Here is a 15,736-nt window from a genome sequence, read left to right on the forward strand (position 1 = left end):
ACAATGCCGGCACCTCCCGCACCGGCCGCCCCATGGACATTGATCTCGCTCGCACCTTTCTGGAAATTGTTCGCCACGGCAGCCTGGCTGCCGCGGCGGAAAAACTTCACGTCACCCAGACCGCAATCACGGCGCGCGTGCAAAAACTCGAGAGCCAGCTGGGCAGCACGTTATTCGTGCGCAACCGTGCCGGCGCGCGGCTGACCCCCAATGGCGAGGCCTTTGTGGTGTACGCCAATCAACTGGTCGAGACCTGGGAAGCCGCGCGGCGGGACTTGCCGTTGCCCGACGGTTACCGCGATGTGCTGCACATTGGCGGCGAGGTCAGTCTGTGCAATCCGCTGATGCTCAGTTGGGCCGGCGAACTGCGCGAGAAGATTCCCAGTCACGCCTTGCGCATGGAAATCCGCGACGGCGAGACCCTGCTGCGCCAACTGGAACTGGGGGTGCTGGACGCGGCGCTGGTTTATCAGCCCGAATATTGGCCGCGCCTGCAAGTCGAGCAGATCCTCGAAGAAAAACTCATCCTGGTACGCCTCGCCGGGCAGCCCGATCCTTATGTGTATATCGACTGGGGTCCGGACTTCCGCCGTCAGCACGATGCCGCCCTGCCGGAAAAAGCCAAGGCTGCCCTGAGCTTTAACCTCGGCCCCCTGGCCTTGCAATACATTCTGGAAAACGGCGGCAGCGGCTACTTCCGTACACGCGTGGTGCAGAGCTACCTCGAAAGCGGCGTGCTGGAGCCCGTGCCCAAAGCCCCGGAATTCAGTTACCCGACCTACCTGGTTTACTCGCGGGATCGCGACTCGGCGACCCTGCAACGGGCCTTCGATTTACTGCGTGAAGTGATCAAGATCGACGACGACTGGTCCCAGCGCTGGAATCCGCTGACCTGAATACACCGGATCATGGCGCTTGTGTCATCCAGGTTTGCTCAAGCTTGCGCGGGCAGATCAGCTAATCTGCTGGTGATAACAATAAGCAGAGGTGAACGCAGTGAGGCAAACCACCCAGGCATTCCGCGATCGCTATCGCGCTGACATCCATCCGCGCTACAACCCTTGGCTGCACGGGGCCTTTGTGCTGCTGTTCGGCGTGCTGGCCATCGGTGGGTTCTGGAGCACTGTGCATCAGGTCCGGCCGCTGGAATGGCTGACAGTGCCGTTGACGCTGTTGTTCTTCAACTTCGGCGTGTACTTGGTGCATCGGCACTTGGGGCATCACAAAAAGAGCTTCGCGCGGATGTTCTACGCCCGCCATGCCGGCGACCATCACAGTTTTTTCGCCCCCGGCCACATGACCTACGATACTGCCCGGGACTGGCGGGTGATTCTGTTTCCAGCCTGGCTGATCGTGATCCACACCGTGGTCTTCACCCTGCCCGCCTGGTGGCTGTTCAAGCAGGTCAATGCCAACGTCGCCGGATTGTTTGGTGGCTGTCTGGTCCTCGGGTACCTGATGTACGAGGTGTTCCATGCCTGCGAGCATTTACCGCCGGACAACCCGGTCACACGTCTGCCGTGGATCCGCCAGATGCGCCGCCTGCATGAACTGCATCACCGCCGCGAGCTGATGCAGGAACGCAATTTCAATATCGTTTTCCCGCTGATGGACTACCTGTTCGGCACCCTGTACTGGGAGCCGGTGCCTGCCCCCCTCACGAGTACGACCATGACCCGCATGCAGCACAAGATCGCTATCGCTGGAACTCCGATTGATGTGCTCGCCTATGCCAGCACCGTCACCCGTTGGCCGGAGTGGCATCCTTCGTCCCTGAAGGTCGAGGGCCAGGGTGGGCCGCTGCATGCCGGCCTGCGGTTCGAGGAGGACATCAGTGCCGGCGGGCGCGCGGGGCACTTGAGTTGGGAAGTCAACGAATACCTGCCAGGACGCCGCTGGAGTGCCTGGGCGCGCGGTGATCACGGGTTGTCGCTGGTCGTGACCTACGAATGCGAGGCGCAGGGCGAAGGCACACGTTTTGTACGGACCCTGGAGTATCAATTCTCGGGCCTGGCGATGCGCATCACTAATCGATTGCTGCTCAAGCGACGTATCGAGCGTGAGTCCGCAGCATCGATGCTGGCGTTGCGTGACATGGCGCAGAAAAACCTGAATCCGGCAGGAGTCAGCGTGTGAGAAGCGCCTTCAGGTTTCGCCATCTGTTGTCGCTGCTGATCATTGTCCTGGGGGCTTTTCTATTGTTGTTCCCGACCAAGGTTCGACCGGTGGCCTGGACACCGCCGCCGGCGCCTTCCCTGACCAGCGGGGTGTATGCCGACAATCAGCGGCTCAAAGGGGTGGAGCGTGTCGGCCCGGCGGACATCGAAGGGCCCGAGGCGCTGCTGCTGGAAGATAACGTGCTCATCACCGGGCTGCACGACGGCCGGCTGATCCGCACCAGCCTCGACGGCAAGGACACCAAAGTGCTGGCCGATACCGGCGGCCGGCCTCTGGGCCTGGCGCGGCACCCGAACGGGTTGCTGGTCATCGCTGACGGCGTGAAGGGTTTGCTGTCCCTGGATGCCCAGGGCCGGTTGATCCCGCTGACCACCTCGGCCGGCGGCGTGCCTTTCGGGTTTACCGATGACGTGGCCATCGATAAATCCGGGCACTACGCCTATTTCAGCGACGCTTCAAGCCGCTGGGGCTACGGCAAGGATGGCGAGGCAATCATCGAGCACGGGGGCGACGGCCGTTTGTTGCGTTACGACTTCCAGACCGGCAAGACCACGGTGTTGCTGGACACGCTGGAGTTTGCCAACGGCGTGACACTGGGCCCGGACGACAGCTTTGTGCTGGTCAACGAAACCGGCGCTTACCGCATCATCCGCTTCTGGTTGAGCGGGCCGAATGCCGGAACCCACGATGTATTTATCGACAATCTGCCGGGGTTGCCGGACAACCTCGCGTTCAATGGCCGCGACCGTTTCTGGGTGGCGCTCTACGCACCCCGTAATGCGCTGCTCGACGCCACGGCGCAGCACCCGTTCGTGCGCAAAATGATTGTTCGGGCATTGACGGTACTGCCCAAACCCGTGGAAAAGCGCGCCTTTGCGCTGGGTCTGGACCTGGACGGCAAGGTGATTGCCAACCTGCAGGATGCGAGCACCGGTAATTACTCGCCGATCACGACAGTGCGCGAGTATGGGGACTGGTTGTACCTGGGTTCGTTGAAGGCAAAAAACATGGCGCGCCTGCCCCTGAACACCGCGCTCCAGAAATAACGCACACCAAAAATGTGGGAGCGGGCCTGCTCGCGCGGGCAGTCTGCCATTCAATAGTGATATTGACTGGCAGGCTCGCTCCTACAGGGGGTATGTGGTGGTTTTGGCTAGCGGGGATCTATCTCGTCATCGCGCACGGCATTGTCCGTCTCTTCAAGCACCCGCTCAGGGTCCATCGCGGTGGAGTCGTCTTCATCCAGCGGGCGCACGCCTTCGTTGTTCGGCAATTCGTCGATGCCCGGCTCGTCTTCGGGATTGACCGTCGTGCGGCCGGGGCTTAGTGGTTCGGGATGAGTCGGGATCGGGTCGTACCCGCCCTGCTCTTCACTTGGAAATCTGGGCTCGTTCATAAGGCACCTCGCAAGGAGTCGAAAAGGTCGGACTCTGATCTTTCGAGGTGCCGGTCTTGATCACCGTTCCAATTTTTCATTCACCGGTTGTCGGTGGGTGGACAAGGCGTGTCAGGACGGCGATTGGAGCCGGTCAACGATCTTTTGCTTAACCTGCACGCGCGTCTCCTTGAGCTTCTTCAGTGCGTCATCGCTGGGCGCATCCGATTTTGCGGTTTCAGCCTTTACTACCTCGGCGTCCGCTTGCGAATACTTGTTGATCAGTGAATCCAGTAACGGATCCTTGGAGCGTTTTTGCTGGATATCTTCCTTTGAAAGTTTCAGGTCCTGATAAAGGTCGTGTGGCACCGGCATGGAACACCTCCGTTTGTTGATCGGCAGCAAACGCGATCGATTGCGTTCGCCAACTATCAGAATGGCCTCGGTTGGCCGGTTCTGTCGACCGCCTATCAGACCAGCGGTGTCCGTTCGTCGTCCTGGCGCAAACCCGATAAAACCTTTAACGCAGCGCCTGCCTCCATTGAATAACGATCACCTCGATCGCTAACCCGAACCCTGTGTGGAGAATGACCAATGGACGGATTCACCCTGCGCCATCTCGCCCTGGCCGTCGCCTTGAGCACCAGCATGGGCACAGCTTTTGCTGCCACTTCCAATGACTTTGTCGACAACGCAGCCGCAGGTGGCATTGCGGAAATCGAGACCAGCCGACTGGCGCTGGAAAAAAGCTCATCGGCCGACATCAAGAAATTCGCCAACATGATGATCACCGATCATTCCAAGGCCAACGATGAACTGGCGGCCCTGGCGAAAAAGAATGACATCGAGGTCCCGGACGAGACGACGCTGGTCAAACAGGCCAAGGAAAAAATCCTCGACATGCGGGACGAGTCCTTCGACGCGGCCTACGCCAATAACCAAGTGAAGGCCCACGAAGACACGATCAAGCTGTTCGAAAAACAGGCCAACACGGTGACGGACGACAAGGTCAAAGGCGCCACCGATTTGAAAGGCTTCGCGCAAAAAATGCTGCCGGCACTGGAAAAACATCTGGAGATGGCGAAAGAGCTCCAGGCCGCGCACCCCAGCAAATAACCGGTAAAAAGAAGGCCGCATCGATGGATGCGGCCTTTCTGCATACTGCCGGCACTAGCCGCCATCGGTATCGATGTCGGCATCCGTATCATCGCCGGGTTTCGGCCGGTCGGGATTCGGTTTGAAGCCGGGGCTGAACTCGTTGTCATTGTCGGTATGGCGGTTCTTCTGATCCACCGCTGCGTCAGCGCTTTCTGAGTCGGAGGATTGGCTCTGACGCTGACCGCCTGGCGCACCCTCACCCGGCGTCTGCGGGTCAATCGCCGGGTCATTGCGGTCGACCGGCATCCCCGATTGATCCTGTTGTTGTGTCGATTCGTCTTTCATACACACCTCGCTTGTGACGGCCAGCCCACGATTCAAACAGCCGGGGGCTTAAAGGTTCGAAGCCACCCCGGGACAGGGGTTCAATCCAATGGACAGGCAACGTCAGGCTCAAGGTCAAAAAATCGCCGTCTGCGGCAGTGCCGACTAGAGTTACCGGGCAAATGCCGGCCAGGACGAAAAATTCTTGTCAGGACGAACAACTATTTCAGACGGCAAATGTCACTGATTCGGGTCGATCGTTTTTGGGGAATCGGCCCGCCATCTTTCAGGAGCACAAGGACATGGCAGCAATGCAGATCAACACACTCGACGCGATGAAAAACAACCACACGTATTTGCTTGGGGAATGGATCAAGAGCCTGGAAGCCGGTGGTGCCAATCGTAATGTCAAAGACCACGATCTCAAGCAGCAAACCTCGGATTTTCTGCAACTGGTGACCGCGGGCCTGGAAAACGGCAACGGTCCCAACATCGCCGCGCCGGGTTGGGATGAGGCTCGTCAGTTCCTCGAAAAACTCTCCCACAGCCGCGCCCTGCTCGGCCAGGATTCGCACCAGACCGCCAGTTTCATTTTTTCACTGAAAGGTCCGCTGTTTTCCCTGCTGCAGTCCCACTACAAAGAAAATCCTGGGGTACTGGCCGAACAGCTCTGGCAAGTGTCCGAGCTGCTCGACGCGCTGGGCATGCACACCATCCGTACCTTCCAGAAATCCCGCGAAGCAGTGATCAAGCGTCAGCAGGAAGAACTGCTGGAACTCTCCACCCCGGTGGTCAAGCTCTGGGATGGCGTCCTCGCACTGCCGATGATCGGCACCCTGGACTCGCAACGCACCCAGGTGGTGATGGAATCGCTGCTGCAACGCATCGTCGATACCGGCTCGGAAATCGCCATCATCGACATCACCGGTGTGCCGACCGTTGACACCCTGGTGGCTCAGCACCTGCTCAAAACCGTGACTGCAATTCGCCTGATGGGCGCCGATTGCATCATCAGCGGCGTGCGCCCGCAGATCGCACAGACCATCGTTCACCTGGGGCTGGACCTGCAAGGCGTGGTCACCAAGGCCAACCTGGCCGATGCCCTGAAACTGGCCCTGACCCGTCTGGGAATCACCGTCAGCAAGACGGTTTAAGACGATGGAGCGCATTCCGATTTTGCAGATGGGCGACTTCCTGCTGGTGACCATTCAGGTGGACATGCATGACCAGCTTGCCCTCACGCTCCAGGACGATCTCTCTGAACGCATCAGCAAGACTTCCGCTCGCGGCGTGTTGATCGACATCTCGGCGCTGGACATGGTCGACTCGTTTATCGGTCGAATGATCGGCACCATCTCCGGCCTGTCGAAAATCATGGATGCCCAGACCGTGCTGGTCGGCATGCAGCCTGCGGTCGCGATCACGCTGGTAGAGCTCGGGCTGACCTTGCCCGGCGTCAGCACCGCGCTGAACGTCGAGCGCGGGATGAAACTGCTCCAGGAACGAGTACGCGAGCAATGACCCTGCGCAGCAGCGGCACTCAGCCCATTCAAATCGAGCAGGACGTGGTCCTGGCCCGGCAGACGGCGCGCAAGCTGGCCACCGAGTGCGGCATGCGCCTGATCGACCTGACCAAACTGGTGACCGCCGTCAGCGAGCTGGCGCGCAACACCATGGTCTATGGCGGCGGTGGCGACATGGACTGGCAGATCCTCGACGAAAACTCGCGGGTCGGCCTGCGCCTGACGTTTCGAGATGAAGGCCCGGGCATCCCGGACATCAAACTGGCAATGACCGACGGCTGGACTTCCGGCAGCGGCCTGGGCCTTGGCCTGACCGGCGCGAAACGGCTGGTGGATGAGTTCGAACTGGACACCGTACCCGGACAGGGCACTCGCATCACGATCACCCGATGGACATGAACATCGGGGGGTCGCTGACCCAAGTGCTGTTGATCGAGGACAGCAGCCAGATCGGCCATGCCCGGCGCACGGCGCAGAAGCTCGCCGAAGACAACGGTTTCGACGCGACGGATGCCGGACGCGTGGCACTGGTGGCCACTGAATTGGCCAGCAACGTGCTCAAGCATGCGGCCAGGGGCGAATTGCACCTGCGCATCCTGCCGGGCAGCAGCGCCAACGGCATCGAGATACTCGCAGTGGACCGTGCCCAAGGCTTTGACCTGCAGGCGTGCATGACGGATGGGTTTTCCACGGGCGGTACGCAGGGCATCGGCCTGGGGGCAGTGTCGCGCCAGGCGGAAGTCTTCGATGTTCATACCGACTCGCGCGGCACCGTGTTATTGGCCCGGTTATACCCACGCGCCAGCAAGGCCGCCGACTTGCGCATCGGCATCAGCCAGCACTCGCTGCACAACGACCCGGCGTGCGGCGATGTCTGGCACCTGGCGTTCGACGGGGCGAACCTCAGCGCGTTGGTGATCGACGGCCTGGGTCATGGCGAAGAAGCCGAACGCGCCGCCCGCGCCGGTGAAAAAGCTTTCGCCCTGGCCCCTTTTGCCTCGCCGGTGTACCTGCTCGAAGACATTCACCAGGCCATGACAGGCACCCGCGGCGGTGCGCTGGCGATTGCGCAGTTCGACGGTCACCTCGGTACGCTGAGATTCACCGGTATCGGCAATATCGGCGGCAGCCTGATCAGTGCGGACAAGTCCCGTGGCCTGGCGTCCCATCCGGGAATCGTCGGCGGGCAATACCGCAAAGCCCAACCCTTTGACTACGCTCATGTGAACGGACATCTATTGATCATGTACAGCGACGGCCTGCAATCCCGTTGGAACCTCCACGATTACCCCGGCCTGGTGTACCGCCATCCCGCCGTGATCGCCGCGGTCCTGCATCGCGACTTCTGTCGCGGCCGGGACGATGTAACGGTACTGGTCGTTGCACTGGAGGCTGCCCATGGCTGAATCGCCCCTGCTGCCGATCGAAGAACAATCGGCATTGATCGAGCGCTTGCAAAGTGAAGCCACGGCGCTGCGCGAAGAGCTCGACGAAACCAATCAGGGCGTGCTCGCGCTCTACGCCGAACTCGACAACCAGGCCGAAGAACTGCGTCAGGCGTCGGACCTCAAGAGCCGCTTCCTGTCCTACATGAGTCACGAGTTTCGCACGCCCCTGGGCTCGATCCTGAGCATCGCCAGCCTGCTGACCGATGAACTCGACGGCCCGCTCAGCCCCGAGCAGCACAAGCAGGTCGCATTCGTCAGCACGGCCGCGCGGGAACTGAGCGACATGGTCGACGACTTGCTCGACCTGGCGAAAATCGAGGCCGGGCGCATCACCATCTCGCCCGCCTGGTTCGACATGTTCGACCTGTTTGCCGCCCTGCGCGGCATGTTTCGCCCGATCGTCAATGCATCCGCCGTGGACCTGATCTTTGAAGAACCGGTTGGCCTGCCGCGCCTGTACACCGATGACAAGAAGCTCGCGCAGATCCTGCGCAACTTTATTTCCAACTCGCTGAAGTTCACCACACGCGGTGAAGTGCGGGTCTCGGCCTCGCTCGAAGGCTCCAGCCAAGTGCGCTTTGCCGTCACGGATACAGGAATAGGTATCGCTGCCGAGCTACATGGCGCATTGTTCGAGGACTTTTCCCAAGTCGATTCGCCCTTGCAGAAACGCTTGCGCGGTACCGGTCTGGGCTTGTCTTTGTGCAAACGCTTCGCCGCGCTGCTGGGAGGCGACGTCGGGGTAGAAAGCACGCCCGGGGTCGGCTCGACCTTTTTCGTGATCATCCCGCTGGCCATCGCCATGGAGCCCGCCGATGAAACGTGACATCCGCCTGTTGATCGTCGATGACAACGTCGCCACCCGCTATGCCCTGCGTCGACGCCTGGAACGCCACGGTTACCTCGTGCTCGAAGCCGGGACCGGCGGCGACGGCCTGGCGCTGATCGACAGCGAATTGATCGACGCGCTGATCCTGGATGTCAACCTGCCGGACATGAGTGGCTTCGATATCGTGCGCAAGCTGCGTTCGGAGCCGGCCACGGCGCTGTTGCCGGTGATTCACGTGTCGGCGGCGTCGATCCAGACCGGCGACATCATCACTGGCCTGGACGCCGGGGCCGATGCCTACCTGATCCACCCCGTGGACCCGGACGTATTGCTGGCCACCCTGCGCACCCTGCTGCGGGTGCGTGAAACGGAAAACGCCCTGCGAGAAAGCGAGGCGCGTTTTCGGGAGATTTTCGTCAACGTCTCGGCCCCCATCGCGGTGCTCGACGCGCAATTCAAAGTCCACGAATGCAATCACGCCTTCGCCCGACTGATTCAGGACAATCGCGATCCACAGAGCTTGCGTGAATGCTTCGCCGAGCAACAGGAGTCGATTCTCGATGAATTGCGGGTGCGCCTGACGGCGGGTGAACGCTGGAAAGGCACGCTGAATATGCGCATCGACGGGGAGCTGCGGGAAACCGAGTGGCAGATTTCGCCGTATCGCACCCCTGAACTGAGCCTGGTATTCGTCGAAGACGTCACCGAGCATCGCCATCGCGAGCGCTCGCACCTGGCCCGTCTCGACGATGCCACCTCGCAACTGGAACACGAGATCGCCGCACGCGTGCGCACCGAGAGCCAGTTGCTGCAAGTGCAGAAAATGGACGCACTGGGCAAGCTGACGGGCGGCATCGCCCATGACTTCAACAACCTGCTGACCGGCATCATCACCAGCCTGGAACTGATCCAGAAACGGGTGGCCGATTCGCGTACCGACAAGGTCCAGTTCTATGCCGAAGCGGCGCTGAACTCGGCCATGAGCGCCGCCTCGCTGACCCATCGCTTGTTGGCGTTCGCGCGCCAGCAACCGCTCAATACGCGTCCGGTGGACATCAACGAACACATCCGTTCCCTTGAGGAACTGCTGGTGCGCACCATCGGCGAACACATTGCGCTCAAACTCGAACTGACCTCCAAGGCCGCGATTGCCCTGGTCGACCCGATCCAGCTGGAAAGCGCCGTGCTCAACCTGGTGATCAACGCCCGCGACGCCCTTCCCCAAGGCGGAAATATCTGGGTCAGCACCTATGCGGCGTATTCCCACGGCGACCTGAAACTGGCGGACGGGGCATATGTCGCCCTGTCAGTGCGCGATGACGGGACGGGCATCGAACACAGTGTGATCGACAAGGTGTTCGACCCGTTTTTTACCACCAAGCCACTGGGCCAGGGCACCGGGTTGGGGTTGTCGAGCATTTACGGGTTCGCCCGGCAATCGGGGGGCGATGCGCACATCCGCAGCGTGGCCCGCCGCGGCACCGAAGTCACGATCATGTTGCCCGCCAGCGCCGACCCGACCACCACGGAAGCGGAACCGGCGACCGTCGATCAACAAGGCGCGGGCGAGCATGTACTGATTGTCGAAGACATGCCGTCGGTGCGCATGTTCGTTGCCGAGGTGTTGGTGGATGCCGGGTACCGCTGCACGCAGGTGGGCGATATCGAAGGCGCCCTTGAACGCCTGCAGAACGACCCCTCGATTGATCTGATGCTCACAGACGTGGGACTGCCGCGCATGAACGGCCGGGAGCTGGCCGATGTCGCCCGAGGCTGGCGTGAAAGCTTGCCGATCCTGTTCATGACCGGCTACGCGGAGAACGCGATCAATCGCCAGGTATTCCTCGGCGATGGCATGGAGATGCTGATCAAGCCGTTTCAGATCAATGAGCTGTTGGACAAAGTCCGACGCTCGCTCGACTGCGCCTGACATCGATCCTGTAGGAGCGAGGCTTACCCGCGAAGAACGATAACCGTATTTTGATCGTTCCCACGCGTGGGAACGATCATAGGACCCGGGCCAGGAACGGCGCAGTCCTACTCTTCTTGCTCTTGGCGACTTTCTGCGGCGTGCCGGCAACGACAATCTTGCCGCCCTGATCCCCCGCCCCCGGCCCGATATCAATCACCCAGTCACTCTGCGCCACCACGCGCATTTCATGCTCCACCACAATCACCGTGTGCCCCGCCGCGACCAGCGTATTCAACTGTTCGAGCAACCGGTCAACGTCCCTTGGATGCAAGCCGGTGGTGGGTTCGTCGAGCACATACAACGTCGCCCCGCGCTGGTTGCGTTGCAGCTCGGTGGCCAGTTTGATGCGCTGGGCTTCGCCACCCGAGAGTTCCGTGGCTGGCTGGCCGAGGCGCAGATAGCCCAGGCCGATGTCGCGTAGCACTTCCAGCGAACGGCGAATGCCCGGTTGCTCGGCGAACACCTCGACCGCTTCGTCCACGGTCAATTGCAAGACCTGAGCAATGTTCAGACCTTGCCAGACGATCGCGAGCGTCTCGGGGTTGTAGCGAGCGCCATGGCACGTCGGACACGGTGCATAGACGCTGGGCATGAACAGCAACTCAACGCTGACAAACCCCTCGCCTTCGCACGTCGGGCAACGGCCTTTGGCGACGTTGAACGAGAACTGCCCGGCGTCGTAGCCCTCGGTCTGCGCCTGGGGGGTGGCGGCGTACAGTTTGCGCACGTTGTCGAACAGCCCGGTGTAGGTCGCCAGGTTCGAACGCGGCGTGCGGCCGATGGGTTTCTGATCGACCTGCACCAGGCGCTTGATCGATTCCAGCCCCGCCGTGACCTGACCGCCGCTGACTTGTGGCGCATCGTCCTCAAGGCTCAACTCTTCAGGTTCGCTGGCGCTGGTCGCGCGCCCCAGATGCGCGCCCACCAACTCGAGCAAGGCCTGACTGACCAGGCTTGATTTGCCGGAACCGGAAACGCCGGTCACCGAGGTAAAACACCCCAAGGGAAACTCGACGCCGAGGTCGTTCAGGTTATTGCGCGTGATGCCTTCCAGGCGCAGCCAATCGGTCGGCTTGCGGCTGGTTCTGGCTTCGGTGACTTGCTCGGCGAACAGGTAGGCGCGGGTCTGGGAATCTTTGATTTCGGTCAGCCCCTGTGGCGGTCCGCTGTAGAGGATCCGACCGCCATGCTCACCCGCCGCCGGGCCGACATCGATCAGCCAGTCCGCACGGCGCATGGTTTCCAGGTCGTGTTCAACCACAAACAACGTATTACCAGCCGCCTTCAAGCGTTGCAGCGCTTCGAACAGCGCTTCCCCATCGGCCGGATGCAGACCGGCCGACGGTTCATCCAGCACGTAGATCACGCCGAACAACTGCGAACCCAATTGCGTGGCCAGGCGCAGCCGTTGCAACTCGCCGGACGACAGTGTCGGCGTGCTGCGCTCCAGCGCCAGATAACCAAGACCCAGATCGGTCAACGTGCTGACCCGTTCCAGTAAATCCTGGGCGATGCGTTGCGCGGCCAGGCGTTTCTCCACCGACAAGTTAGGCGTATGCCGCACATCCGGCGCGTTGGCATGGCCACTGGCGCCGTGGGCCACGCGCTGTTCACGGGCCTCGCGGGTCTGACGGTGAGTCAACACCTCGCCCGCCTCATCGGCCTGTTCAAGGTAGCTGTGGGCCGCCACCGGTTTCAGCACCTCGGCCACTTGCAGCAACGGCATCTGCGACAGCTCGCCGATGTCATAGCCGGCAAAGGTCACCGACAACGCCTCGCGCTTGAGCCGTTTACCGTCGCACAACGGGCAAGGACTGCCGAGCATGAATTGCGCGACGCGCTTCTTCATCAACGCACTTTGCGAGTGGCTGAACGTGTGCAGGATGTAGCGTCGGGCGCCGGTGAAGGTGCCCTGGTAGCTGGGCTCCATTTTGCGTTTGAGCGCCACTTTGGTTTCTTCCGGGGTGAGCCCGGCATACACCGGAACAGTCGGTGTTTCCTCGGTGAAGAGGATCCAGTCACGCTGCTTTTTCGGCAGATCGCGCCAGGGTTTGTCGACGTCGTAGCCCATCGTCACCAGGATGTCGCGCAGGTTCTGCCCTTGCCACGCCGTGGGCCAGGACGCCACCGCCCGTTGGCGGATGGTCAGGCTCGGGTCCGGGACCATCAAGGCTTCGGTGACTTCATACACCCGGCCCAGGCCATGACATTCGGCGCAGGCGCCTTGAGGCGTGTTGGGCGAGAAGTCCTCGGCATACAGCATCGGCTGCCCCGGCGGATAACTCCCGGCCCGGGAGTACAGCATGCGGATCAGGCTCGACAGCGTCGTCACGCTGCCCACCGAAGACCGCGTACTCGGCGTGCCGCGCTGCTGTTGCAGGGCCACGGCCGGGGGCAGGCCTTCGATGGAATCCACGTCCGGCACACCGACCTGATCGATCAGCCGCCGCGCGTAGGGCGCCACGGATTCGAAATAGCGGCGCTGCGCTTCAGCGTACAGCGTGGAAAACGCCAGCGACGACTTGCCCGACCCCGAGACGCCGGTGAACACCACCAGGGCATCCCGTGGAATGTCGACGTCAATGTTCTTGAGGTTGTGTTCCCGGGCACCGCGTACCCTGACCATGCCGGAAGGAGGATTGGAGGTACGCGTTGAAGTCATCGTGAGCCCTTATTGGATAGCAGAAAAAACACAAAATCCTAGGGAGCGAGCGTGCTCCCACCTGATCATTCCCGCGCAGAGCGAGGGACCGATCATTCAACCCCCCATAATGTGTGCGTGGTCAGCCACTGAGGACGGTGTGGATCATGTGTGTCAGGGCTTCGGGCCCATAAGGTTTGCTCAGCAGATGGGTATCCGGGCTGAGCTGGTGATTGCGCGAGATGATGTCCCGGGTGTGGCCGGAGGTAAACAGCACCGCCACCGGGGGATTCTGCACCTTGGCCCAGGCTGCCAGGTCCGAGCTTTTGATCAGGCCGGGCATGACAACATCGGTGAAAATCAGGTTCACCCGCACGCCCTCCAGCAACATCTGCATCGCCTGGTCGCCGTTGGCCGCGGTCAGGACCTGATAGCCCTCTTCGCTCAGCAATTCCACCGCCGAGCTGCGCACCGCTTCGTTGTCCTCCACCACCAGGATGGTTTCGTGCCCGCCCTGCCGGGGTGAATTACGTAATGTTGTTTCACTGGGCAACGCACGCAAGCTGCGCGGGAAGTAAAGCTGCACCCGAGTGCCCTGCCCGACGATGCTGGAGATCTCGATGTGCCCGCCGCTCTGTTTGACGAAACCGAACACCATGCTCAGTCCCAACCCCGTGCCCTGACCATCGGCCTTGGTGGTGAAAAACGGCTCGAACGCCTGCCCGAGTATTTCGGGCGACATACCGGCGCCGCTGTCGGCCACCGCGACACGCACATAATCGCCCGCCGCGATGCCCTTACCGGCACAGAATTTACGATCGAGCGCGACATTCCCGGCGCTCAGCTCAATGGTCCCTTCGCCCTGCATGGCGTCACGGGCATTGATCGCCAGGTTGAGAATGGCATTTTCCAACTGGTTGCGATCGACGTTGATGTACCAAGGTTCTTGCGGCACCTGCACATCAATCTGGATGGTTTCCCCCAGCGCTCGTTGCAACAGCTCACCCAGCCCTTCGAATATCAGTTGTGGATCGCACACCGCCGGCGACAACGGTTGGCGGCGGGCAAACGCGAGCAATTGCGAAGACAGTTTGGCGCCGCGCTCGACGGCCGCAATCGACGCACTGACCCGGCGCTGCACGTTGGCGTTGTCCGGCTCATGCCGCGCCAGCAGGTGCAGGTTGCCGGCGATCACCTGCAGCAGGTTATTGAAGTCGTGGGCCACGCCGCCGGTGAGGCCGCCGATGGCTTCGAGCTTCTGCGACTGGCGCAGTTGCTCTTCAGCCGCCAGCCGCGCATCGACTTCGTCGGCCACGCGCTGCTCCAGGTTGCGGGTGAATTTGAGCAGAGAATCTTCAGCAATCTTGCGTTCATGAATGTCAATCAACACGCCGGGGAAGCGGAACGGCTCGCCCTGCTCGTTGAACTCGCAGCAGCCGCTCGCCTGCACCCACAAATAACTGCCGTCGGGGCGCAAGACCCGGTACTCGGCGTTGAAGGGTTCGCCGGTCACCACTGACTGACTGACCCGTTCCTGGACCCAGCTGCGGTCGTCGGGATGAATCTTGGCTTCAGCAATGTCGGCGGGCAGGTCGGCCAGGTTCTGCTCGGTCGGGTAGGAGAACGTCCGGGCGAAGCGCTCGTCACCGGACAGCACGTTGCCCTTGATGTCCCAGACGAACGAGCCGAGCAATGCCCCGGCATTGAGCGCCAGGCGCACCCGTTCGTTGTCGGCGCGATAGGCGTCTTCGGCTTCCTGGCGCCGGCGTTCGGAGATCACATATTCAGTGGTTTCAACGACCATCGCCATGACCCCGGCGGGGCGCCCTTCATCATCGGCGACAGGGCTGTAATAGAGGTCCAGCCAGACGTCTTCGGGGACCCCGTCGCGTAGCAATTCCAGCAGTTTATTACGATAGGACAAGGTGCCGCCGGCCAGGCATGTATCCACCACATGTCGATTGAACTCGGCCACTTCCGGCCAACCCAACTCGACCGGCGAGCCCAGCAGATACGGATGGCGGCCACCGGCAAACGTCGAGTAGGCATCGTTATAGATCATGTAGCCCTCGCGCCCCCAGAGCATCACCATCGGCAGTGGCGACGCGAGCATCAGCCGCACCGTGCTGCACAGACTGGCGGGCCAGGTGTCGATGTTTCCAAGCTCGGTCTGGCTCCAGTCGAACGCGCGGATGCGCCCGGCCATTTCACCGTTCCAGCCGGCACACCCGTGGCTATCAGATAGAAACTGCATCGACTGGCTCTTTGTCCCTGTGAGTGACTGAAATGCGGGATCGCAGTGCGAGGACGGCACGTGCCCGTTTGTTTCGAGCATCGCCGACGCCAAT

Annotated in this window: 15 protein-coding genes; 10 read left to right on the plus strand and 5 right to left on the minus strand. The window is 61.4% G+C overall.

The window, feature by feature from the left end; genetic code table 11:
- Positions 1 to 32: 32 nt before the first annotated feature.
- From FHL16_RS25870 to FHL16_RS25880, 3 genes are all read left to right on the plus strand, one after another.
- Positions 33 to 896 carry a LysR family transcriptional regulator gene (locus tag FHL16_RS25870; RefSeq protein ID WP_010460947.1) on the plus strand — a complete coding sequence of 288 codons (864 nt, stop codon included), beginning with the start codon at positions 33 to 35 and terminating at the stop codon, positions 894 to 896.
- 100 nt (positions 897 to 996) lie between these two features.
- Positions 997 to 2,136, plus strand: a complete 1,140-nt coding sequence (locus FHL16_RS25875) for an SRPBCC family protein (protein WP_077749676.1) — start codon at positions 997 to 999, stop codon at positions 2,134 to 2,136.
- The gene (locus FHL16_RS25880; RefSeq protein ID WP_010460951.1) at positions 2,133 to 3,224 is read left to right on the plus strand and encodes an SMP-30/gluconolactonase/LRE family protein; all 1,092 of its coding nucleotides are present in this window, start codon (positions 2,133 to 2,135) and stop codon (positions 3,222 to 3,224) included. The genes FHL16_RS25875 and FHL16_RS25880 overlap by 4 nt, the downstream gene beginning before the upstream one ends.
- 107 nt (positions 3,225 to 3,331) lie before the next feature.
- Here the strand turns inward: FHL16_RS25880 and FHL16_RS25885 are convergent, their stop codons facing one another.
- Entirely contained in the window at positions 3,332 to 3,574 is a 243-nt protein-coding gene (locus tag FHL16_RS25885; RefSeq protein ID WP_077749677.1) for a hypothetical protein, read from the minus strand.
- Between the two features lie 111 nt (positions 3,575 to 3,685).
- Positions 3,686 to 3,928 (minus strand): hypothetical protein, encoded by a 243-nt coding sequence (locus tag FHL16_RS25890; RefSeq protein ID WP_010460955.1) that lies wholly within the window; start codon positions 3,926 to 3,928, stop codon positions 3,686 to 3,688.
- A 219-nt stretch (positions 3,929 to 4,147) separates the two neighbouring features.
- On the opposite strand from FHL16_RS25890, the gene FHL16_RS25895 reads away from it, so the two are divergent.
- Positions 4,148 to 4,669 (plus strand): DUF4142 domain-containing protein, encoded by a 522-nt coding sequence (locus tag FHL16_RS25895; protein ID WP_077749678.1) that lies wholly within the window; start codon positions 4,148 to 4,150, stop codon positions 4,667 to 4,669.
- 54 nt (positions 4,670 to 4,723) lie between these two features.
- Here FHL16_RS25895 and FHL16_RS25900 read toward each other — a convergent pair whose 3' ends face one another.
- A complete protein-coding gene (locus FHL16_RS25900) occupies positions 4,724 to 4,996 on the minus strand; it encodes a hypothetical protein (RefSeq protein WP_077749679.1) in 273 nt (90 codons plus the stop codon).
- Between the two features lie 281 nt (positions 4,997 to 5,277).
- Between FHL16_RS25900 and FHL16_RS25905 the strand changes: the two genes are divergently transcribed.
- From FHL16_RS25905 to FHL16_RS25930, 6 genes are read left to right on the plus strand one after another with little or no spacing between them, the layout of a single operon-like run.
- A complete protein-coding gene (locus FHL16_RS25905) occupies positions 5,278 to 6,129 on the plus strand; it encodes an STAS domain-containing protein (protein WP_010460961.1) in 852 nt (283 codons plus the stop codon).
- Positions 6,130 to 6,133: 4 nt separating this feature from the next.
- A complete protein-coding gene (locus tag FHL16_RS25910) occupies positions 6,134 to 6,496 on the plus strand; it encodes an STAS domain-containing protein (protein ID WP_077749680.1) in 363 nt (120 codons plus the stop codon).
- Positions 6,493 to 6,897: an anti-sigma regulatory factor gene (locus FHL16_RS25915; protein ID WP_010460966.1), complete on the plus strand. Its 405-nt coding sequence runs from the start codon at positions 6,493 to 6,495 to the stop codon at positions 6,895 to 6,897. The genes FHL16_RS25910 and FHL16_RS25915 overlap by 4 nt, the downstream gene beginning before the upstream one ends.
- Positions 6,894 to 7,904 carry an ATP-binding protein gene (locus tag FHL16_RS25920; protein ID WP_077749701.1) on the plus strand — a complete coding sequence of 337 codons (1,011 nt, stop codon included), beginning with the start codon at positions 6,894 to 6,896 and terminating at the stop codon, positions 7,902 to 7,904. Before FHL16_RS25915 ends, FHL16_RS25920 begins: the two co-directional genes overlap by 4 nt.
- Positions 7,897 to 8,772: a sensor histidine kinase gene (locus FHL16_RS25925; protein ID WP_077749681.1), complete on the plus strand. Its 876-nt coding sequence runs from the start codon at positions 7,897 to 7,899 to the stop codon at positions 8,770 to 8,772. The genes FHL16_RS25920 and FHL16_RS25925 overlap by 8 nt, the downstream gene beginning before the upstream one ends.
- Entirely contained in the window at positions 8,762 to 10,705 is a 1,944-nt protein-coding gene (locus FHL16_RS25930; protein ID WP_077749682.1) for a response regulator, read from the plus strand. Before FHL16_RS25925 ends, FHL16_RS25930 begins: the two co-directional genes overlap by 11 nt.
- Before the next feature lie 76 nt (positions 10,706 to 10,781).
- Here the strand turns inward: FHL16_RS25930 and uvrA are convergent, their stop codons facing one another.
- Both uvrA and FHL16_RS25940 read right to left on the minus strand, forming a co-directional pair.
- Entirely contained in the window at positions 10,782 to 13,409 is a 2,628-nt protein-coding gene (gene uvrA, locus FHL16_RS25935; protein ID WP_077749683.1) for an excinuclease ABC subunit UvrA, read from the minus strand.
- A gap of 121 nt (positions 13,410 to 13,530) precedes the next feature.
- The gene (locus FHL16_RS25940) at positions 13,531 to 15,642 is read right to left on the minus strand and encodes a hybrid sensor histidine kinase/response regulator (RefSeq protein ID WP_077749684.1); all 2,112 of its coding nucleotides are present in this window, start codon (positions 15,640 to 15,642) and stop codon (positions 13,531 to 13,533) included.
- Positions 15,643 to 15,736 lie beyond the last annotated feature (94 nt).

Origin of the sequence: Pseudomonas sp. FSL W5-0299, assembly GCF_005930655.1 — a bacterium.
Classification (GTDB): domain Bacteria; phylum Pseudomonadota; class Gammaproteobacteria; order Pseudomonadales; family Pseudomonadaceae; genus Aquipseudomonas; species Aquipseudomonas mandelii.